We start from the raw sequence: 19,770 nt of genomic DNA, 5'->3' as shown, positions 1-19,770 counted from the left end.
AGCTTACTAAATCAGTCAACTTACACATGAGCGCTTCGGATGCACTGGGATTGTCAAGTTGGCCGATATCGACCGCGGGACAAAAAACATGTGCCAAAACTGACGCCGTTGCAGCGCGAAACGTTGAAATACACAACAGGACAGACAGATGCTCCGCACCCTATTGACCTCCACCGCCATCGCCACTGCGCTGTTGGGTTCCGCTCAGGCACAGACCGCAAATGAGGTGCTCGACACCTATGCAGATATCGCCGAGGCGAACTATGGCGACAGCTTGCAAGCTGTCCGGGCACTGGAAAAGGTAGTCACGGCGCTGATCAAAAACCCCTCAGCCGAGTCCATGTCTGCCGCTCGCGACGCCTGGTTGCAAGCGCGCGTCCCCTATCAACAAACCGAGGTCTTTCGCTTCGGCAATCCGATCGTCGATGACTGGGAAGGTAAGGTGAATGCTTGGCCGCTGGACGAGGGGCTGATCGATTATGTCGATGGACTCTATGGCGGTCCGACCGATGCAAACCAGTTTGCAGCGCTCAATGTGATCGCCAATCCGAGCTTCTCTCTCTCGGGAAAGGAGATTGACGCGACCGAGATAACGCCGGACTTGCTAGAGAACATCCTGCATGAGGCCGATGGGATCGAGGCAAATGTTGCCACAGGGTATCATGCCATCGAGTTCCTGCTTTGGGGGCAGGATCTGAATGGCCATGGTGACGGCGCAGGCAGCCGCCCTTGGACCGACTATGCGCAGAACGAAGACTGCACCAACGGCAACTGTGAACGCCGGGCTGACTACCTGATGGCAGCGACCGATCTTCTGTCATCCGACCTCGAATGGATCACCGCGCAATGGGCAAAGGACGGCGAAGCCCGTGCGACGATTACCGCAGACGAACAGGCGGGGCTCACTGCCATTCTGACCGGCATGGGGAGCCTGTCTTATGGTGAGACGGCGGGCGAGAGAATGCGACTCGGCCTGATGCTCAACGATCCCGAAGAAGAGCATTCCTGCTTTGCCGACAACACCCACAATGATCACTACTACAACGGCGTTGGTATCCGGAGCGTCTACTTGGGCAACTACGTGCGCACCGACGGCACGACGGTCAGCGGCGCTTCTCTTTCCGACCTTGTCGCGAACATCGACCCAGAGTTGGATCGGGAGATGCGCACACGGTTGGCCGAAGCGGTTTTGGCCCTTGGCCGTATCAAGACCGCCGCCGAATCCGGCTTTGCCTATGACGAGATGCTAGCGCGCGGCGACGAAGGCGGGGAGGCGCTGATCATGGGTGGCGTCGATGGTCTGATAAACCAGACCCGGTCAATTGAGCGCGTTGTCACGGCATTGGACCTCGGTGGAATCGAGATCGAAGGCTCTGACAGCCTCGACAATCCCTCGGCCGTCTTTCAGTAACGCCCCTCGTCCGCGGTCCTGCTCGGCGGACGGGAAAGCTATCTTGTAGATAGGTATGTTATCACATAACAATGCAGGTGACGTAGCAGACCGTCATCCAAGAACAAACTAAGGAACAGTGATGAAAACCCTACCTTTAACGCTTGCCGCTTGCGCGGCACTCGGCGCGACTGCGGCACAATCACAGGAAAAGAGCTCGCGGTTCTCAGCCGAATTCTCGGTCGAACTGCAAAGCGATTTCACAGTCGATTCCTCAGCACCCGGAGGCGAGATCAACAACACATTCGCCACCGTCGAGGGTGCGCTTTCGTTCGCCTTCACGTCCCAAACCTCAATCAACAGCACAGTGGTTCTGGAACAGATCACGCCACCCACTTCTGACAGCTTTCTAGAGGATCATGGACTCTACGCCGAAGAACTCTACTTCGCACATGATTTCGGCGCAGCACAGGTGGTGCTTGGCAAGTTTAACCCCGGCTTTGGAACGGCTTGGGACGTGGCGCCGGGCATTTACGGCGTCGATTTCGCAGAGGACTACGAGATCACCGAAAGGATCGGAGCGGGCCTCGTGATCCCATTCGCCACTGGTCAAATTGAACATGAGCTCAGCGTGTCGATCTTCAACGCAGATCGCAGCGTGCTCAGCGAGTCGCTTGGCGAAAACCGCGGGCGTACCAATCGGAATGATGGTGGCGTATCGAATACCAGCGGGCCGGAGTCCTTTTCCATCGCCCTATCGGGAACCTTCGGCGCGACCGCCTATAACCTCGGCCTGCAATCCCAAGCGCGGGGAGTCGGCGACGTGGAGGATCAGAACGGTATCGTGGGCGGCGTCAGCCATGAATTCGGATCCGGCTCTATGCCTGTCACGCTGCTCGCTGAAGTGGCCTATTTCGATCATTTCGACGGCACCGCCGACAGCGCCACCTTTGCCACAGTCGGAGTTGAAGCTCCGGTCGGGCCTGTCACGCTCTCAGCAGTCTATGCGTTGCGCGACGTCGAGACCCTGCCACGCGATCATCTGGCCACGCTCTCTGGCGAAATCGAGATCCTCGATGGTCTCAGCGCCGCGTTGGCCTATCGTTACGGCGAAGAGGGTGGAGATGAGACCCATACCATTGGCGCGCTGCTTGCCTATGCATTCTAAGGAACGCTAACGAAGATCATGCCCGTGCCCAAGTCAAAGCCATATCAAGTTATCCTTCAAGTCGTCGGATTACTCAGCATCTGCGCGGGCATGACCGTCGCCCAACCTCTAGAAGACATTCATCTCGACACCGTGCCCCGCACTGACGCAGAGCGCGCGCGCGTCGCCAGTATCACCGCGCTGCCCAAGGATTTCTGGGCTCCTTGGCGATTCGAAGAAAATTCCGCCGGCGCGCAGACCGTTCGGGCGCGCGGGACGCCCGATGCCTTTTCCCAGCCCGCCGGCAACCTGACCTTCGAACAGCAGCTGGATTTCCGGATCGGCAATGGACTATTCCGGCGAACCTGGGTCTCGGCACCGGCGTCGACGCTGGCCTCGGATGGTCTGGGGCCGTTGTACAACGCGCGCTCCTGCCAGCGCTGCCACCTCAAGGACGGTCGCGGTCACCCGCCCGAAGGACCGGAGGACGGGTCCGTGTCAATGTTCTTGCGTGTCTCGATCCCGGCACCGGAGCCGTCAGAGATCAATTCCTATATTGAGGGCACGCATGCGACGGCCCCCGATCCCACCTATGGCACGCAGCTACAGGACCTCAGCCTGCCGGGCCATGCACCGGAATACCAGCTTCGGATAGACTATCAGGATGTCAAAGTTGAAATGTCGGAGAGTGAGATAGTCACTCTCCGAAGCCCGACCTACACTGCCGCCGATCTCGCCTATGGCCCACTTCATCAAAACGCCATGCTGTCGCCCCGCATCGCCCCACAGATGATCGGTATGGGACTATTGGAGGCGATTCCAGTGCAGGATATCCTAGACTGGGCCGACCCTGACGACACCGATGGTGACGGCATCTCGGGTCGTCCCCAAATTGTCTGGTCCGATGTGCATGACCGGCCCATGCTGGGTCGGTTTGGCCTGAAAGCGGGCAATCCAACCGTGCTGGAACAGACCGCAAGCGCGTTTGCGGGCGATATCGGCATTTCAAATCCCATCCATCCAGTGGGGTCGGGTGACTGCACTGATGCGCAGACCGATTGCACCGCCGCCATGCATGGTGACGATCCCGAACAGAATGGCTTCGAGATCGATCAGGTTGGGCTGGACCTTGTTACCTTCTACAGCCAGACATTGGCCGTCCCGGCCCGGCGAGACGTGGACGATCCAGAGGTGTTGCGTGGGCGCGAGGTGTTCTTCAAGACCGGCTGCGCCGCCTGCCACCGCCCCAACTTTGTCACTCATCGGCTGAAAGATAATAACCCGGCCAGCTTTCAGTTGATCTGGCCCTATTCCGACATGCTGCTGCATGATTTGGGACCGGGCTTGGCCGACAACCGTCCCGAGGGGCGCGCGAACGGTCAAGAATGGCGTACCGCTCCACTCTGGGGTTTGGGCATGACCAAGACCGTTTCCGGCCACACCTATTTCCTGCATGATGGACGCGCGCGGTCGCTTCTTGAGGCCATTCTTTGGCATGGCGGTGAGGCGCAAAAGGCCCGTGAGCGGATTGTCTCGATGCCAGCCGAGGATCGCAACGCTCTGATCCGCTTCTTGGAGAGCTTATGAGACATCTGCCCATCGTCATTCTGACCCTCGGTTTTGCCACGCCAGCGATTGCGGGGGTGGATAGCGCACTGAGCCAACACATCTTGCCCGGATTCAACGCCTTCGCACAAAGCGCCGACACGCTTGCCGACGCCGCTGCCAAGAATTGCCAGCCAGACGCGGTGCGGCCAGCCTATCAGGCCGCCTTTGATGCCTGGATGCGCGTGGCTGACCTGCGTCTGGGTCCATCCGAAACCGGTGTGCTGTCCGTGGGCTTCTGGCCGGATCCGCGTGGCTTTACCCAGCGCACACTGTCCCGGTTGGTTGCCGAAGAAGATCCTGTCGCGCGCGACCCGACCGGCTATGCGGATGTTTCGATTGCCGCCCGTGGCCTCTTCGCGCTGGACATGCTGATCTACGACCCGGCCTTTTCCAGCTACGCGTCCGGCAGCTATACCTGCGACCTTGTCGCCACACTTGCCGCCGATTTGAGCAATCAGGCCGAGGCGTTGGACTCTGACTGGCAAGAGGGATTCGCCGCCACACTGCGCAACGCGGGCGAGGCAGGTAACACGACTTTCCTGTCAAAGGACGAGGCTGTGCGCGCGCTTTACACGCAGATCCTGTCGTCACTGGAATTCTCCGCGAAGAGGCGGCTGGGTGAACCCATGGGCACCTTCGAGCGCCCGCGACCTGAATTGGCCGAGGCACGTCGATCCGGGCGCAGCCTGCGAAATGTCGTACTTGCAGCCGAGGCCGCGCACGGGCTGTCGGCTGCACTCGCCGATTGGCCCATCCCTGCGGCTGACGCAGCGCTGGAGACTGTGCAAAAGGCCGCCAAACGAATTGGATCCCCAACCTTTCAGAACGTGAGCGATCCGCAAGGAAGGCTACGCGCTGAGGTGTTGCAACAAGCCGTGATGGGTTTGCGCACAGCAATCAAAAATGAGATCGGCGCGCGCTATGGCATCGAACCCGGCTTCAACTCGCAAGACGGAGATTAAGCCATGACAACGCGCCGCCGTTTTATTGCATCGCTCTTGGCCACAGGGGTTGCTCCGCGCCTTGGCTGGGCAGCCGTAGGAAATCCCGCCTATCTGGCCGCCGCAAAGGATCTGGACGGGCGCTTTGCTCTCTATGGGCTGAGCGAGGGCGGCGCAGTCACATTCCGCGTGCCACTACCAGCGCGAGGCCATGCCGGGGCCGGTCATCCGCGCCGGGCCGAAGCTGTGGCCTTTGCCCGCCGTCCTGGTCTATTTGCGCTGGTGATCGACTGCGCATCGGGCGATGTGCTGCACCGATTGGCTCCGCCGCCGGGGTATCACCTGAACGGTCACGGCGTCTTTGCCAAGCGAGGCGCGCTCCTGCTCACCAGCGAACAAAAGGCTGATAGCAGTGAGGGCATGATCGGTGTCTGGAATGTGGAGGCAGGATACGCCCGTGCCGGGTCATTCTCGTCAGGTGGCATCGGACCGCATGAGATCCGCCTCATGCCTAATAGAGCGACATTGGTCGTCGCCAACGGCGGCGTCGCCACCGACCCAGACGACCGTGCCAAACTGAACCTTGCTACGATGCGCCCGAACTTGTCATACCTGACTTTGGATGGCTCGTTGCAGGACCGGTTCGAGCTCGACCGAGACCTGCATCAGAATTCGATACGGCATCTGGCGGTTCGGGCCGATGGCCTGGTGGGATTTGCAATGCAATGGGAAGGTGCGCCGGGCGCGGCAACCCCATTGTTGGGACTTCACCGAGTGGGAAAAGCCGCCGTTCTGGCCGAGGCTCCGTTGCCTGATGAACTGGCCATGCAAGACTATGCCGGAAGTGTTGCCTTCAGCGGCGATGGCGACGAATTGGCCATCACGTCGCCCCATGGCGGACGGCTTCATAGGTTCAGGGACACCGGCGCTTTTCTGGGTGCGATATCCAGATCCGAAATCTGCGGGCTGGCCCCCTTGCCCGGCGGCTATCTGGCGAGCGATGGCCTGGGCGGCCTGATGACTATCGGGCGAGACGGTCCGGCAGTTTTGGCGCGGCTGGGTTGCACCTGGGACAATCACATCGTGACCCTCTGACGGCTCCGCAGTCGTTCGTGGTCCTATAATCTCGTCGTTTCAATAGGCTGCCACTCGTGCCATCAACACGGACTCTGGTGGAATCACGTCTGAGCAATCCAATGCCCGCTGTAGGTCCTAACGATGTGGTGTTTGTCCACCAAAAGGTGGGCTGTCATGCCCGTTTCGGTGTTCAGGCATTCGTAGGTCTCGTTTGTAATTCGTCGCAATACGAGGCGAAGAGGCGTGAGTCGTTCGGTCTCGAGATCGAGCCTTGCAACCAAGATTTCTGCGTCCTCACCTAGGCCGAGGTTCAGGCGGCGGATCGGCAGAGTAAGGGCCGCAGGCGTAAAACCAAGATAAATATCCTTGGCACCCGTGACCTGCGGGAACGGTGCGCCATTCAACATCCATGTGTCATCAGGGGCCCGCACTGCAAAGATGCGCGACTTGGAGCCGATACGAGCGCGCCGTGTCGTCCCATCGCCGCGCGCACGAACACGGTAGCGCAAAATATTCCAGTCCGCATCCGTCGACGAACCGTCAATCAGATAGCCACCCTCAGCGTCAGCAAAACGGCAGGCGTCATTTCCCGGACGGTCCTGCCTGACCCAAACGACGGCATGTGCTCCTGCGATCATGGTTAAGACTCCCTCCATCTAGATATCTTATCACACTGAGGTTTTCGATCACCACATATTGCTCCTCACTGAGGCTAAGGCAGCCGTGGCCTGTCTTGGTTCAACACTTTGATCGGGGCGAAAGAGTCCGTCGTGACGCTTTGGTGAGTGTGGTGTCTGCGCCGCCGAAAGGCATGCAATCAAATCCGGAGCCAATCGCTCGAATAGTCGATAGTATCAGCGTTGGCCAAGCGTTTCACGCGTTCCAGTTCTGCCGTGAGGCTGGCGAGTCGTCCCTTACCCATCTTGACGCCAACCTCGGGCCAGAAGGCTCGGACGTTCATGGTTCCTCCGTCACGTTTGACATCAAGGCGGCCGATCAGGCGATCTCCCTGCAACAGCGGAAATACATAATACCCATAGCGCCTTTGGGCTTCGGGAACGAATATCTCAATCCGATAATGAAACCCAAAAAGCCGTTCTGCGCGTGACCGGTCACGCAAGGCCGGATCGAACGGAGACAAGAGGCGCACGCGCGATGAAGGCTCCGACAGGGACGAGACATCCTCGAGAATGGCTTTGGTTGTGAAACTGCGCCGTAGTGAGCCATCCGTCATGGCGATGTCCACTTCGATGATACGGCCGTCCGCCATTGCGGTCTGGCACCAGGCTTTAGCCTCCTCTCGCGTCACGATGTCAAAGAAACCAGCAAGCTCCCCACTGGTCCCGAATCCAAGCCTGTCGAGCGCTCCCATCATGGCCCAGTCTATGATCTCGGCCTCGTCTCGTTGGTCTTTCAGGTGTTCCGTCGGGATCACCCGCTCAGCGAGGTCGTAATACTTCCGAAAACCCTCGCGATGACAGACCGCCAGTCTGCCAGACCGCCACAGGAATTCGAGAGCTGTCTTGGACGGGTGCCAATCCCACCAGCCAGACGTCCCCCGTGTTTCGTCCTTTCCGACATCAAGAGAGCAGGCGGGACCGTGGTCGGCTATGTGCTGAAGAACGGTATCGATTTCGGCATCCCATCCCTCTCGGCGCCATTGCGGCCAACGCGCCCTCATGCGCGCTTCGTCTCTGATGAACTTCAACCGCCACATCGGATAGAACTGCATCGGGACGGCGGCCGCATCGTGAGTCCAGTGTTCGAAAGCGGACCGATGCCGGGCAACGAGTTGCGTTAAGTTCTGTGGTCGGTATTTACCTTGTCTGGACCACAGGATCAGGTCATGGGCCCGCGCCAGCGTGTTGACGCTATCGACTTGCACAAATCCCAAGGTATGCAGCAGCCGATTGAGATCTGTGCCCTTGCCAGTTCCCGCTTCGGGGCGCAGCAAAAGGTGCCTGTCCAAAAAAAGACGGCGCGCGGTGCAATTGTCCAGAAGCGGGCGAAACATCTCGTCAGATGTATCCTTGATGCTGATCCGGAGCAATTGGGATTACCAACCACAGCTTGAGCTTTCCCGCTGTGGCTGACATGGTCCAATCGGGAGGCGTGTTTTGATCAGGATGCGGCCTTTGTCCGGATCATCGACCTCGCACTTTCGGAACGCGTCGCTGCCATGCTCATCACAGGCGCGCTCGATCTGCGTGATAACGTGCATGTCTTTGATGCGCGCGGCGGCAAGGTTTAACTGACCGAGGATGTCTGGGTCCACGGAGTCAGCTTTGCCGATCGCCAAGCACCCGAGAGCCTCTTGCCGCGCTTTTCAGCCTCTGTGTCGGGGGTAGTCAATATCGCCATGCTGCACATATCTCTGGCCGCCCTGCGCGCATACCTTTCAGCGCGTGCGGGGCCCGACATCGGTCCGCATTGTCTTTAGAACTGTGCCATCTGTAGAGCATGTCAAGCGCACGGTTTTGCCACCGTGAAAGAAGCTGAGGCGTATCCGCCCGGCGTCTTTGCCTTCGCCGGTTTCAAACCGGCTCGTAATCTCACCCGCACGCATCTTGGCTTGGACCTCTGCTGGTGTCAGCCCAAGCAGGCCAGCCAGATCCGTGGCGTCCACGACGGGTTGCCCATCTCTGATTTCAATCTTCATTGCCTGTACTTTCACTCTGCTACATCCATCAAATGTCTGATGTGGCGTGCGAAATACCATGTCGCCGGCACCCCGAGGACGCAACCCAATCCAATCGACCAGCCGGTTGTCGCCACGGGCCAGCCGATCCAGCTAAAGAGCAGCGACGCAAAGAACACGTTGACCGCCGCCGCCCCCGCCCCAAAGGGATAGAGCGCGAGTGCAATCCGTGCCGCGGACCATCCGTGGCGTGTCACTTGCGCGCCACCAACCGCTGCACCAGAACCAGCGCTGCGATCATTGCGATGCTGCCCAAGGCGAACCAGAACTCTGCCGTAGCTGACTGAGCTTGGGGGATGGGTCGGTCAAAGCTCTTTGCAAAGACCGGTAATGCGATGAGAGTGATAAGGACGACTGTCAGACAGCGCATGTCAATTCTCCTGTGTCAGGGTGCGATAGATGTCGGGCAAGGCGCGGGTCAAGCGCTCTGGGTTCGGCAGAAGAGAGAAGCCGCCGCGCCCAAAGATGCGGGCAAACCAATCCTGACCGTCCTCGTCTATAATGATCCCATGCAGTCTGTGGCCTGCCTTGCGGGCCTCTCGAACGGCCATGTGACTGTCTTCGATGCCATACCGCCCCTCGTAATGGTCAAGATCGTTAGGCTTGCCGTCAGTCAAGACGATCAGCAGTTTGCGCGCACTCGGCTCAGCCGCCAGTTGGGTGCTGACGTGGCGGATCGCCGCCCCAAGCCGCGTGTAATGTCCGGGTTTCAGCGCGCCGATATTGGCGATGATCTCGGGGGACATTTGATCCTCGAACCTCTTGCAGCGGGATAGAAACACCCGGTCCCGGCGCAGCGACGAAAACCCCCAAATTCCCAGTCGATCCCCTGCCGCGTCGATCCCTGCAGCAAGGGCGGCCATCGCTTCGCGCGCCACCTCAATCACTGACGTGTCGCCAATCGCTGCTTCGGTAGAACGAGACGTGTCGATCAGGAACGCCACTGACAGATCACGATCGGTCTGACGCGCCGACTGCCAGATGCGGTCAGAGCCACGCCCAGTGGCCAAGAGATCCGCGCGCGATGTCAGGAGCGCATCGAGGTCCAGCTCTGTTCCCTCAACCTGACGCGGTTGCAGGACACGGCGCGGGCGGAGCGCCTCAAATTGTCGGCGCACTTCGCGCATGCGGCGGTCACTCGGTACAAACGCTGTTTCGGCAGGTGCCACAGGTGCATCCAGCACACGGCAATGATCCGGCAAATAGCTGCGCGACCGGTGGTTCCATTCAGGATAGGTATACGTGCCCGCCAAAGCCTCGTGATCAGCATCCGTCGGGGAGAGGTCGAGATGCAGGCGCAGGCGCGTTGCGGCCTTGCGATTCTGTTTGGAGAGGGTGATCTCGTCCTGATCTTCAGCAGCTTTTTGGGCGTTCTCTTGGTCGTCATCATCAACGTTACGGTTGAGGTTCATCGATTCGACCCAAGAGAGGATCGATTCAAAGCGGTGGATGATGAAGCTGTCTTTGCGGTTCTGCTGGTCCTGATCCTTGCGACGTCCCAGTTTTCGGCTGGTTTGCGCCGCATCCGGCGGCGGCACCGCAGTGTTAGCGGGGTCATCGGTCGCCGCGTTGCCAAAGCCCGGTGCGGCAAACCGAAGCCAGATCGGGATGGGCGCAAATTGCATATGGCCGCGCGCCTCTGATGTGGAAATAATATCAGGGGACGATCCGCACAGCTGGTTGCAAATCGCCGTTTCAATGATTGCCTCCTGAGCTGGTCGAAACACATCTGGCCGCGTCTTGACGCAAAGGCGGGTCATGGCCGCGTAAGCAGGTCTCAAGCCGGGACAGATAGCATAAGCTGCATCAGCCGCCGCAGCGTTGGCCCTGATCTGAACGCAGTCCCAAGCCGGGCCGTTACCCGCCAGATCAAAGTTTCGGAGGTCACAGGTCGCCGCCAGCGCAGTCAACCAAAAGAACGCCGCTCGGTTCAATGCCGGATCGGGAAAATCGGCGATGAGGGGCGGAAGGCTCAGCCGCTCGCCATCAAATCCAGCAACCCATTCGCGGTCCCGCTCGGCGCCCAACTTGCGGCGCAGCGGTTGACGGTGGCGCACAAGCGTCGCCGGTGCCTCGCAGACCTCCACTGCTGCCGCCCCCCCAAGAGAGCGGAACAGCATCGCAAGACTGGACCTGACCGAGCTAAGCGCGACACCAGCCTCGGGATGGCCGATATTTGCCCCGATCCCACTTGCCATGTCATGCCAGAGGTTACCGACCGTTTCTTCGGGTTCCATGAGATCGCGAAGGTGCATCGTTCTTATCCGTAGATTGTGGCGATGAGATCGCGCAACGCCTGCTGCACGTCTGGCTCGTCACTCAAAGGTTCGATTACTGCGGCCTCCAAGGCCTGATCCACGCCCATTCCGTCCGCCATCAAGGTGGCGGCGTAAATCAGAAGGCGCGTCGAAACGCCTTCCTCGAGATCCATGCCCGATAGATTGCGAATATGGCCGGCCAGACGCACCAAAGGTGCAACGCGTCCCGGCTCCAAGCGGCTTTCTTTGGTCACCACCGCGATCTCTGTTTCGAAATTCGGGAAACTGAACGAGATCGAGAGGAACCGCTGGCGGGTAGACGGCTTCAATCGCTTGAGGACATTCTGGTAGCCTGGGTTGTAGCTGGCCACCAGCATGAACCCCTGCGGAGCCGCCAGTTCTTCGCCGGTCCGGTCTATCATCAAGGTTCGACGCGTGTCTGTCAGGGGATGCAAAACGACTGTCACATCCTTGCGCGCCTCAACCACCTCGTCGAGGTAACAGATCCCGCCTTCGCGCACCGCACGGGTCAACGGGCCGTCGACCCAGACAGTCTCGCCGCCCTTGAGCAGATACCGTCCGATAAGATCCGAGGCCGACAAGTCGTCATGACAGGCCACAGTATAGAGCGGCTTGCCCAGACGGGCGGCCATATGCTCAACAAAGCGGGTCTTGCCGCATCCGGTCGGCCCCTTGAGCAAAAGGGGCAAACCGTTGTCATAGGCCATCTCGAACAATTCGCATTCACGACCCGTCGTCTGATAAAACGGCAAACTTGGTTTCAGTGCCATATTCATCGCTCATTCTCCAGGAACAGTGGTGGCGAGACCGGGTTGAATGACCTCGGACTTGCGGACGACCAGCAGCGAATAGATGTATAGCAAGGCACCGATGACCACCGCAGCCCCTGCACCAAACCGCATCAGATAGAACAAGGACAGGCCGTCCTGTACATCCATGTAATAGTCGCCAACCACACGCTGCATATGCGTCTGGATAGTGCCCGCAAAGGTCAGCACAAAGGTCATGAAGGCCATGCCTCCAGTCATCAGCCAGAACGATGCCATGTTCAGCACCTGATTATAGGGCGCCCGTCCCCGCAGAATCGGCATTGCATAGGTGAAGATCGCGAGATTCAGGGCGACATAGGCGCCATAAAAGGCAAGGTGCCCATGGGCTGCGGTGATCTGTGTGCCGTGACTGTAGAAATTCACACCATGCAGCGTGTGCAGAAATCCCCAGACGCCTGCCCCAAAGAAGGCCACGGTGGACGATCCCAGCGACCAAAGCAGAGCGGCTTTGTTCGGATGGTTCTTACGGCCTTTCCAGACCATAACAAAGGCAAAGGACATCATCAGGAAGAAGGGGATCACCTCGAAGGTCGAGAAGATCGAGCCAACCCACTGCCAGTAGCCCGGCAGGCCGATCCAATAGAAATGGTGCCCGGTCCCGAGAATACCCGAGAAAAGCGCCGTCGCTACGATGACATAGAGCCATTTTTCCACGACTTCACGGTCCACGCCTGTCAGCTTCAGCAGCAAGAAGGCGAGGATCGCCGCCATCACCAATTCCCAGGTCGCTTCGACCCAAAGGTGGACAACGAACCACCAGTACATCTTGTCGAGGCTGAGGTTGTCGGGGTTTATGAAGGCAAAGACCCAGAGCAGCGACAACAGCCACAGCCCCATCAAGAGCACGTTGGTGATCGCAGTCTTCTTGCCAGCAAGGACCGTCATCGAGATGTTGAGAAGAAAGATCAGGGCGGCGACAAGGATGCCGAACTTGACCCACAGTGGCTGTTCAAGGAATTCCCGCCCGCCGTGGATGCCCACCAGATACGACCCGACCGCGCCCAGCGTTCCCACGACAAGAATGATGAGTTGAAGATAGGCGAGCTTGGGCGACCAGATTTCGCGCTCCGATTCCTCGGGAACCAGATAATAAGCAGCCCCAAAGAAACCCAGCAGAAGCCAGACGATCAGGGCGTTGGTATGGATCATGCGGATGATATTGAAGGGCAGTATCTCGGCCAGAAAATTGGGTGAGACATAGACCCAGCCCGCCAGCAACCCACCCAGCACCTGAATGCCGAACAGGGCCATAGCGGCAACGAAATAATAGAACGCAACGTGTTGGGATTGGTATTTCATCGATTCTACTCCTTAGCCGGCATCATTAGGCGGCCAGCCCTGCGTGTCGGTTTGATCGGCCCAGCGCAGAAACTCCGCGAGGCCGCGGATATCTTCGTCGGTGAGGTTGAAATTCGGCATCTGGCGGCGGCCCGGTGTGCCGCTCGGCTGGCTTTCCATCCAGCCTTTGAGAATCTCGAACGCGTCCTCGGGGCTATCCTGAACACCCCAGCGGGTCATGACATTACCCACCTCCGGCGCGAAATACGCGCCTTCGCCGTGGAGCGTGTGGCAATTGATGCAAGAGTGCCTTTCCCAGACATGCTTGCCGTGGATCACCTCTTCACTGAGGCCCATGCCCGCCGTCGAGGTTTGCACAACGTACTTGTGGCTATGGACCGTCATCGCCACGAAGATCACGACAAAAAAGATCGAGCCCCCGTAGAAGATGTTGCGCGCCCGCGATTTTGTTAAGATTTCAGCCATGGTCAGGCCTCCTTGAATTCGGGATGGCCTGTTGTAAGCGGGCTCTCGGCATCAAAGTTTGTTGCAGCGCAATGTTTGGCACGATTGCACGACTAGCGTTGTTGGAGAAAGGAGCGCTCGATGCGGCACCCCCAACCAGATGACCCGGATATCCCACTGATAGAGTTGATGGCGCTCTGGCCTCAGACGATACCGGTCTTTGTTCGGCACCGGATGCTGTGCGTGGGATGTCTCGTCAGCCCGTTCCACACGGTCACGGACGCTTGTGCGGAATACGATCTCGACGAAGGCGAGTTCCTAGCGGAGCTTAAGATGGCTATCGGAATGGCGTGATCTGTCTCAGCTCTGACTGAGAACCACAAGAGCATGCGGATCACACACCTTGATGCGCTTGCGTCTGCTCTCAACAAGCCCCTGCTTTTCCCAGCCGCTCAACAAGCGGCTGACCGTGTGCAACGTGGTCGCCGTCAATTCCGAAAGATCCTGGCGCGTGATCGGAAAATCAATCTCGATCCCGCCCTCGACTTTGCGTCCGGTCTGATTGATCAGGCGCAAAAGCGCATTCGCCACGCGCTGCTCGACTTGCTGTGTCGCCAGTTCAACGATACGTGTGTTCATCTCACCGACACGGTGGCCCAGAGTGTTGTAAGTCTCGGTGGCAAATCCCTCATACTCGGACACGAATGTATCCCAAAGGCGCGTAGGCCAGCTCAGCGCGATTGAGTCCGTCGCAGTGATCGCGGTGGCGGGATAGGTCGTCCGCCCAATGGCCTTGGCGATACCCAAAAGTTGACCCGCTGGGATGTGCAGCGCCGTCACTTGTTCCCCGGTTGGCGTGATGCGCACCACCCGCACGTAGCCATCGAGCAGCATATAGAAGCGCTCGGCAGGATGACCTTCGCTGAACACCGCCACGCCGACCTCATAGCGCCGCGAGGTCGCCTGATCCAGAATCGTACGAATTTGACGCCGCTCTAGCCGTGAGAACGGCGGCAGATGCGTCAGCAGGCTTTCGTCAAGCCGCGGCAATGTCTTGCGGGCGGGAAGAGCATCCATGACGCGCGTCATCGCACAGAACCCCGCGCAACGCCACAACCGGATCATCCGGCATCACTGCATCTATCGTTCAGGAGTTTGCGCCAGAGCAAAATCGCAGCGGCGAAATCCGATATTCTTGTGATCAAGCCATAGCGCGACATGAAAGGAACAAGACATGATCCGCAAACTGACAACCGGCCTCGCCCTCGCGGTCCTGATGGCACCTGCGGCCTTCGCAGAAACCTTTGAAGTTCGGATGCTGAACCAAGGCTCGAACGGCGAGCGCATGGTTTTCGAACCCGCGTTCGTTCACGCGGCCCCCGGTGACACCATTCGCTTTCTGGTCGCCGACAAAGGCCACAACGCCGAGATCAACGCTGGGATGTTGCCAGACGGGGCTGACCCCTTTGCCGGCAAGATCAACGAAGAGATCGAGGTCGTGCTTGATGTCGAGGGTGTCTACGGCGTGATCTGCAAGCCGCATTACGCAATGGGGATGGTGATGACCATCGCCGTCGGCGACGTGGACGCACCCGACTCTTTCCTCGAGGGGCGCGTTCCGCCCAAAGCCAAGCAACGCTTTGAAGAACAAATCGGTAATCTCTGACCCATTTTCAGCGCTCGGGCTTAGGCCCTACCGCAATCAACCTCATGGAGGACACCATGACCAAAATCATCAATCCCGGACTTGTTAAAACCAGCCGTCGAAACGTTCTGCGGGGAACTGTGCTCGCTGGCGCAGCTGCTGTGGTCGGGGCCGGAGCAATGGCAGCCTCGCGCGCACCAAGGCTGACTAAGGCCAATACGACATCCGCCAACCTCTACAAGGCCGCCAGCCAACAACTGTCCGAAACCACGGCCAAACCGGCCGATCTCTCTGGCTATACGCGGGTCAGACAAGAGTTGGTCGCACCACCCTTTGCTCCCGCGCACGAGCAGGTTGCCACAGGTGGACCCAAGATCATTGAGATCACCATGAAAACCACGGAACGCCTGATGGTGGTGGACGAAGATACCGGCGCATCAATCTGGGCGCTGACCTACAACGGTTCGGTCCCCGGCCCGCTTATCATCTGCCACGAAGGCGACATGGTCGAACTGACGCTGCGCAATCCAACAGACAGCATGATGGAACACAACATCGACTTTCACGCCTCCACCGGCGCTTTGGGCGGCGGCGGCCTGACCCATGTCTATCCCGGTGAGGAAACCATTCTGCGCTGGAAAGCGACCAAACCGGGCTGCTTTACCTACCACTGCGCACCCGGTGGCGCGATGATCCCTTACCACGTTACACATGGAATGAACGGCGCTGTCATGGTTCTGCCACGCGATGGCCTGAGAGACGGCAACGGCAACCCACTCAACTACGACAGCATCGCCTATATCGGAGAACAGGATTACTACCTGCCGATGGATGAGAACGGCGATTTCCGCAGCTATGAGGCTGCCGGTGACGACTATGCTGACAGCCTCAATGCGATGCGTACCTTGACCCCGACGCATTCGGTGTTCAACGGCGCAGTCGGAGCCCTGACCGGAGAGCGCGCGCTACGGGCCAAGGTCGGCGAGACTGTCTTGATGATCCACAATCAAGCGAACCGCGACTCGCGTCCGCACTTGATCGGAGGGCACGGCAATTTTGTCTGGGAAAGCTCGTTCACCGACGCACCGATGACCGGCATGGAAACATGGTTCGTGCGTGGCGGCAGCGCCGTGGCGGCGATGTACACCTTCGAACAACCGGGCGTTTACGCCTATGTGAACCACAACCTAATCGAAGGCGCGATGCTTGGCGCAACCGCTCACTTCGTCGTCGAGGGCGATTGGGACAACGGATTGATGGAACAAGTCGTCGCCCCCCATGCCTTTGCCACATAACCGGAGAGTTTGACATGACAACCGCCGCCGCAAACCGTCCATCGCTGTTCAGAACGTCCCTTCGTTTCGTGGCACTTGGGCTTTTGTTGGCGACCATCACCGGGGTCGCGCTTACGCAGCGCGGCCCCGAACCGACCTCGGCGCCCCTCATGGCGCATCAGCCGGTGGTGTTTCCAGATGGGCATCTGCTCTACGTGCAGCGCTATGAGGTGACGATTTCTGAGTGGTCCATCTGCGTGGCTCAGGGGGCGTGCAGCCTGCAAGTTCGCGCCCGTCCCGGCCACGATCCGGCAGTTACGCCTGCAACCGGCCTCAGCTATCCGGATGTTCAGGAATACATCGCCTGGATTAACAAGGTTCCGGGCAATTCCTATCGTTTACCGACCATAGAGGAGTGGACTGTCATGGCAGCGTCGGTGCTTCCCAAAACCACCGACCCGGTATTCACCGATCCATCACTGACATGGGCATCGACCTATCTTACCAAGGGCACAGCACCCCGTGCCCTCAAACCCCAAGGCAGCTTCTCAACATCGCCCGAAGGCATTGCAGACCTTGATGGCAGCGTTTGGGAATGGACGCAGGACTGTTACTCCGGGGTCTCCGAAGTTGTGGATCTAGACCGCTGTCCTGCCTTTTTCGTTGGAGGCGAACACGTCGCTGCGATGTCCTACCTCGTCCGCGACCCGGCACGCGGCGGCTGCGCTGTCGGTAGTCCACCGGCCCACCTCGGCATGCGCGTAGTCACAGATCGTCCACTCTAATTCGGCCTGCCTTCGGCTCCTTTCGAGCGAGGAGAAAGGGGACCGAACCGTCCGCGGTCCGCGATGTGCAGACCAGACCCTTGCCAAGTGTAAGGCCCTTTGGCACGGGCCGGTGTTGCCCTCATGTGGGGTGACCGCTTGGTCCCGTAGCTCGCGCACTTGCCCGATGTTATGTCATCTGTCTCATTCATCACGAAAGTTCAGATCACCTCGCGGCCCTTGTCCCCCAATTTGAGACCCCAAGCACTAACCTGCATCCGCGTAAGGCCGACCCAGTTGATTTAGCTTGCAAAGGTCGCGGCACACCTGTGGCAGGGGGTGGCCGTTGCGCCTTTGACAACCGTTCGCGGACACCCAAGAGCGCTTCATTGCCGAAATGTACTCTTAAATTGGCGGGGTATCGCCGAATCGCTGACACAATCGACACTGTTCCGCCACCTGGCCTTGACGGACCCAGTCAGAAGGGCCTTTTCATGTAAGGCCCGGCGCGGCGCAAGTCTTCTTATCTTTCAATGCGAGGAAACGACATGACCGGCAAATCTCTGAAATCGACGACGGCGATCATGATCGCCCTCTCCCTGCTTCAACCCTATCCCGTGGTGGCACAATCCAATTCGGACGCACAAGCTGTGCAAGAAATCCCAATTCAAACTCCCGAAGAAATCTGCGCCGAAGCGCAGATCCTTGATGAGTTGACGTGTGATCTGCACATTGCCGAACTCAAAGCGACGGCCGCAAGCGAATCTGAGACACAAGCCGCCTCTGAGGAGCAGCCGGCCGAAGACCCAGAGGTGCCGGCCGAAGCAGAAGCAGCGCCGGAAACGCAAGCCGAAGCAGATGTTGCGGCCGAAGCCGCTAAAGAAGCAGAGGCACAAGCCGAAGCAGACGCCGCAGTAGAGGCGCAAGCCGCTCAAGACAGCGCTGCTGAAGCAGAGGCTGCCGCAGAGGCACAAGCCGAAGCAGACGCCGCAGCAGAGGCGCAGGCCGCCCAAGACACCGCTGCTGAAGCAGAAGCTGCCGAGGCAGAGGCCGACGTCGCAACTGACACTAATGCAGCAGAGGCGAATGAGGACGCAAAGGCAACGCCCGAATCTAACGCGCAAACCTCTGCCGAAACTCAAGACGCACAAGAAGCAGACGGCGAACCAAGCACAGAGACCCAATCAGCAGAAGACGAGCCTGCTGAAAACACGCTTCCCATTGCCGAGAGTGGGTCTACCCAAGCCCTTGCCGCCGAAACAGACAGCGAACCATCCGCTGACGTGACGACCGAGACTGTGACCGAAGAAACAAGCCGTTCCAGTGACGAAGAGTTTAAGGCCGACGCCCCTGACGCGGCGACCACATCCGCACAAACCACTGCGGAACAGGCCAATAACGACAACGGGATGAGTGATTTGCAACGTGCCGGATTGGTCGCCCTTGGCGCGGCGGTCGTGGGCGCGCTCGTGTTGAACAACAAGCGGGTAGAATCGAACACAGGCGACCGGGTTGTCGTTGTCGATGAGAATGACGAGTACCAAATCCTCAAGGACGACGATGCCCTCCTGCGCCAACCCGGATCAGAGGTTCGCACCGAACGCTTCAGCGACGGATCAACCCGCAGCAATGTGATGCGCGCCGATGGCTCTGAAATCATCACCATCCGCGATGCAACTGGCCGCGTGCTGCGACGAGTACAGGTTGACCCCGACGGGCGCGAGTATCTGCTGTTTGACGACACCCGCAGCTTTGAGCCGGTCGAGGTCCGCAACCTGCCCAAGCCCGCCTATGACTCCTTCGACTATCAGGCCGCCAGCGACCGCGACGCCCTGCGCCGCGCCCTGCTTGCCGCTGATCGAGGCGACATCGACCGCACATTCAGCCTGCGTCAAGTGCGTGAAACCGTCGAGGTCCGTCAACTGAGCCCAGAAATCAATCTGCAGAATGTCACTTTCGCCACTGCCTCCGCGGCGATTCAGCCTTCTCAGGCAGAAAATCTGCGCGAGATGGGGGTGATGATGCGCGATCTCATTGCAGAAGACCCGACTGAATTGTTCCTCATCGAGGGCTATACCGATGCTGTCGGCGCACCCGGTTACAATCTGCTGTTGTCTGATCGCCGCGCGGAATCTGTGGCCTTGGCCTTTAGCGAGTATTTCGACGTGCCTGCAGAAAATATGGTTGTCCAAGGCTATGGAGAAAGTTACCTCAAGATCCCCACTCAAGAGGCCGAGCGATTGAACCGCCGTGTCGCCGTGCGCCGGATCACGACCCTGGTTCAGAACGCAGCGCGGTAAAGGAACAAGAGATAGGGAACGCGACCATGAGAACACCCCTGACGTTTATCGTTCCTTGCGGTCTGCGCTCCCTA

21 protein-coding genes are annotated in these 19,770 nt (G+C 59.1%); 10 read left to right on the top strand and 11 right to left on the bottom strand.

The window, feature by feature from the left end; all coding sequences use genetic code 11:
• The first annotated feature begins 148 nt into the window (after positions 1 to 148).
• From VR71_RS17055 to VR71_RS17035, 5 genes are all read left to right on the top strand, one after another.
• Entirely contained in the window at positions 149 to 1,411 is a 1,263-nt protein-coding gene (locus VR71_RS17055; protein ID WP_045685880.1) for an imelysin family protein, read from the top strand.
• A gap of 121 nt (positions 1,412 to 1,532) precedes the next feature.
• Complete coding sequence (locus VR71_RS17050) at positions 1,533 to 2,558, top strand: hypothetical protein (protein WP_045685879.1); 1,026 nt, start codon at positions 1,533 to 1,535, stop codon at positions 2,556 to 2,558.
• A 90-nt stretch (positions 2,559 to 2,648) separates the two neighbouring features.
• The gene (locus VR71_RS17045; protein WP_045685878.1) at positions 2,649 to 4,124 is read left to right on the top strand and encodes a di-heme oxidoredictase family protein; all 1,476 of its coding nucleotides are present in this window, start codon (positions 2,649 to 2,651) and stop codon (positions 4,122 to 4,124) included.
• Positions 4,121 to 5,107, top strand: coding sequence for an imelysin family protein (locus VR71_RS17040; RefSeq protein ID WP_045685877.1), 987 nt, complete (start codon positions 4,121 to 4,123; stop codon positions 5,105 to 5,107). The genes VR71_RS17045 and VR71_RS17040 overlap by 4 nt, the downstream gene beginning before the upstream one ends.
• A 3-nt stretch (positions 5,108 to 5,110) precedes the next feature.
• The gene (locus VR71_RS17035) at positions 5,111 to 6,181 is read left to right on the top strand and encodes a DUF1513 domain-containing protein (protein ID WP_045685876.1); all 1,071 of its coding nucleotides are present in this window, start codon (positions 5,111 to 5,113) and stop codon (positions 6,179 to 6,181) included.
• Between the two features lie 83 nt (positions 6,182 to 6,264).
• Here VR71_RS17035 and VR71_RS17030 read toward each other — a convergent pair whose 3' ends face one another.
• The 10 genes from VR71_RS17030 to VR71_RS16985 all read right to left on the bottom strand — a co-directional run bounded on the left by VR71_RS17030 (position 6,265) and on the right by VR71_RS16985 (position 13,734).
• Positions 6,265 to 6,801 carry a putative glycolipid-binding domain-containing protein gene (locus tag VR71_RS17030; protein WP_009816857.1) on the bottom strand — a complete coding sequence of 179 codons (537 nt, stop codon included), beginning with the start codon at positions 6,799 to 6,801 and terminating at the stop codon, positions 6,265 to 6,267.
• 179 nt (positions 6,802 to 6,980) lie between these two features.
• Positions 6,981 to 8,177, bottom strand: a complete 1,197-nt coding sequence (locus VR71_RS17025) for a crosslink repair DNA glycosylase YcaQ family protein (RefSeq protein WP_045685925.1) — start codon at positions 8,175 to 8,177, stop codon at positions 6,981 to 6,983.
• Between the two features lie 42 nt (positions 8,178 to 8,219).
• Complete coding sequence (locus tag VR71_RS17020; protein ID WP_296430522.1) at positions 8,220 to 8,438, bottom strand: hypothetical protein; 219 nt, start codon at positions 8,436 to 8,438, stop codon at positions 8,220 to 8,222.
• A 123-nt stretch (positions 8,439 to 8,561) separates the two neighbouring features.
• Positions 8,562 to 8,822 carry a DUF6522 family protein gene (locus VR71_RS17015; RefSeq protein WP_045685874.1) on the bottom strand — a complete coding sequence of 87 codons (261 nt, stop codon included), beginning with the start codon at positions 8,820 to 8,822 and terminating at the stop codon, positions 8,562 to 8,564.
• Positions 8,823 to 8,833: 11 nt separating this feature from the next.
• Positions 8,834 to 9,058 carry an NnrT protein gene (locus VR71_RS17010; RefSeq protein WP_045685873.1) on the bottom strand — a complete coding sequence of 75 codons (225 nt, stop codon included), beginning with the start codon at positions 9,056 to 9,058 and terminating at the stop codon, positions 8,834 to 8,836.
• Positions 9,055 to 9,231 carry a hypothetical protein gene (locus VR71_RS17005; RefSeq protein ID WP_045685872.1) on the bottom strand — a complete coding sequence of 59 codons (177 nt, stop codon included), beginning with the start codon at positions 9,229 to 9,231 and terminating at the stop codon, positions 9,055 to 9,057. The genes VR71_RS17010 and VR71_RS17005 overlap by 4 nt, the downstream gene beginning before the upstream one ends.
• A gap of 1 nt (position 9,232) precedes the next feature.
• On the bottom strand, positions 9,233 to 11,116 hold the full coding sequence (locus VR71_RS17000) for a VWA domain-containing protein (protein WP_045685871.1): 1,884 nt from the start codon (positions 11,114 to 11,116) through the stop codon (positions 9,233 to 9,235).
• A gap of 5 nt (positions 11,117 to 11,121) precedes the next feature.
• The gene (locus tag VR71_RS16995; protein WP_045685870.1) at positions 11,122 to 11,916 is read right to left on the bottom strand and encodes a CbbQ/NirQ/NorQ/GpvN family protein; all 795 of its coding nucleotides are present in this window, start codon (positions 11,914 to 11,916) and stop codon (positions 11,122 to 11,124) included.
• A gap of 3 nt (positions 11,917 to 11,919) precedes the next feature.
• Positions 11,920 to 13,269, bottom strand: a complete 1,350-nt coding sequence (locus VR71_RS16990) for a cbb3-type cytochrome c oxidase subunit I (protein ID WP_040650399.1) — start codon at positions 13,267 to 13,269, stop codon at positions 11,920 to 11,922.
• A 12-nt stretch (positions 13,270 to 13,281) separates the two neighbouring features.
• Positions 13,282 to 13,734, bottom strand: a complete 453-nt coding sequence (locus VR71_RS16985; RefSeq protein ID WP_009816848.1) for a cytochrome c — start codon at positions 13,732 to 13,734, stop codon at positions 13,282 to 13,284.
• Positions 13,735 to 13,854: 120 nt separating this feature from the next.
• On the opposite strand from VR71_RS16985, the gene VR71_RS16980 reads away from it, so the two are divergent.
• Positions 13,855 to 14,067 carry a DUF1858 domain-containing protein gene (locus tag VR71_RS16980; protein WP_009816847.1) on the top strand — a complete coding sequence of 71 codons (213 nt, stop codon included), beginning with the start codon at positions 13,855 to 13,857 and terminating at the stop codon, positions 14,065 to 14,067.
• Positions 14,068 to 14,073: 6 nt separating this feature from the next.
• Here the strand turns inward: VR71_RS16980 and VR71_RS16975 are convergent, their stop codons facing one another.
• Positions 14,074 to 14,763 (bottom strand): Crp/Fnr family transcriptional regulator, encoded by a 690-nt coding sequence (locus tag VR71_RS16975; protein ID WP_040651179.1) that lies wholly within the window; start codon positions 14,761 to 14,763, stop codon positions 14,074 to 14,076.
• A gap of 184 nt (positions 14,764 to 14,947) precedes the next feature.
• Here VR71_RS16975 and VR71_RS16970 point away from each other — a divergent pair, with 184 nt between their 5' ends.
• The 4 genes from VR71_RS16970 to VR71_RS16955 all read left to right on the top strand — a co-directional run bounded on the left by VR71_RS16970 (position 14,948) and on the right by VR71_RS16955 (position 19,696).
• Positions 14,948 to 15,379 (top strand): pseudoazurin, encoded by a 432-nt coding sequence (locus VR71_RS16970; RefSeq protein ID WP_045685869.1) that lies wholly within the window; start codon positions 14,948 to 14,950, stop codon positions 15,377 to 15,379.
• Positions 15,380 to 15,435: 56 nt separating this feature from the next.
• Positions 15,436 to 16,653 (top strand): copper-containing nitrite reductase, encoded by a 1,218-nt coding sequence (nirK, locus tag VR71_RS16965; protein WP_040651177.1) that lies wholly within the window; start codon positions 15,436 to 15,438, stop codon positions 16,651 to 16,653.
• A 14-nt stretch (positions 16,654 to 16,667) separates the two neighbouring features.
• Complete coding sequence (locus tag VR71_RS16960; protein WP_009816843.1) at positions 16,668 to 17,417, top strand: SUMF1/EgtB/PvdO family nonheme iron enzyme; 750 nt, start codon at positions 16,668 to 16,670, stop codon at positions 17,415 to 17,417.
• Positions 17,418 to 17,944: 527 nt separating this feature from the next.
• Entirely contained in the window at positions 17,945 to 19,696 is a 1,752-nt protein-coding gene (locus VR71_RS16955) for an OmpA family protein (RefSeq protein WP_296430520.1), read from the top strand.
• Positions 19,697 to 19,770: the final 74 nt, after the last annotated feature.

This window comes from Roseovarius sp. BRH_c41, from assembly GCF_000961715.1.
Classification (GTDB): Bacteria; Pseudomonadota; Alphaproteobacteria; order Rhodobacterales; family Rhodobacteraceae; genus Roseovarius.
Note: the sequence above shows the minus strand (reverse complement) of the source record. Positions and strands in the feature narration are given on the sequence as shown.